This is a genomic window from Luedemannella flava, from assembly GCF_039528515.1.
GTDB lineage: Bacteria > Actinomycetota > Actinomycetes > Mycobacteriales > Micromonosporaceae > Luedemannella > Luedemannella flava.
Genome location: NZ_BAAALT010000132.1, coordinates 1 through 525, shown reverse-complemented (window position 1 = coordinate 525; position 525 = coordinate 1). Strand labels below are relative to the sequence as shown.

Here is a 525-nt window from a genome sequence, read left to right as displayed (position 1 = left end):
TCCCCGTTCGCTCGCCGCTACTGGGGGAATCTCGGTTGATTTCTTTTCCTCGGGGTACTTAGATGTTTCAGTTCCCCCGGTTCGCCTCCCAACACCTATGGATTCAGTGTGGGATACCCTGCTGATGCAGGGTGGGTTTCCCCATTCAGAAATGCCCGGGTCACAGGTCGTTTGCCACCTCGCCGAGCCTTATCGCAGGCTTCCACGTCTTTCATCGCCTCTGGCTGCCTAGGCATCCACCGTGTGCGCTTCATCGCTTGACCATATAACCCCAAGGGGTCTGGATCCGCGATGACAGTTTGACAATTGCCGGATACGCTTGAGACATATCTCGTGCCCCTTCCTCTCGGAAAGGGCCTTTGTCAGCATGATTCACATTGTNCGCTGACCTCCTGCGTGCAAGGCAGGCGCTCTCCCAGCTGAGCTAAGGCCCCTCTGATTCCCACGTGACATGGGCAATTTTATTCAGGACAAGGCATGTTGTGGCGACGCATAGCCTGCTATGCGAGTCACGACATAACGCGG

At 56.1% G+C, this 525-nt stretch carries 1 tRNA gene and 1 rRNA gene; both read right to left on the bottom strand.

Annotated features, from left to right (window positions below):
* A 23S ribosomal RNA gene (locus tag ABD211_RS20830) occupies positions 1-263 on the bottom strand; the annotation flags it as partial.
* An 89-nt stretch (positions 264-352) separates the two neighbouring features.
* Positions 353-433: transfer RNA gene (locus tag ABD211_RS20825), tRNA-Ala, on the bottom strand.
* Between the last annotated feature and the right edge of the window lie 92 nt (positions 434-525).